The organism is Photorhabdus africana, assembly GCF_035181445.1.
Taxonomy (GTDB): domain Bacteria; phylum Pseudomonadota; class Gammaproteobacteria; order Enterobacterales; family Enterobacteriaceae; genus Photorhabdus; species Photorhabdus laumondii.
Genome location: NZ_JAXBVE010000295.1, coordinates 1 through 225, shown reverse-complemented (window position 1 = coordinate 225; position 225 = coordinate 1). Strand labels below are relative to the sequence as shown.

Genomic DNA, 225 nt, shown 5'->3' with positions numbered 1-225 from the left:
CCCACTTTATCCGGCGCTGGTAGCGAAAGGAACAGGGGTAGACTCACCGGAAAACCGGGCGTTTGAGCAATGGCTGGCCTTGTTAAAAGATAATGTGGCGCTTGATGAAGTCATCAGCCAACAGATTGACAGGCTATACCAACAAAGTGGTCTGGCCGCGCGAAAATGGGAGACGTTGCTTCCGGCAGCGCAGGAAACCATCATGGCGTTGTTTAACCAAAAGTC

General features: G+C 52.0%; 1 protein-coding gene. It reads left to right on the top strand.

The features are described from left to right. Positions 1-225: DUF1281 domain-containing protein (locus tag SLS51_RS24975; protein WP_323840920.1), on the top strand; the 225-nt coding region annotated here is incomplete at both ends.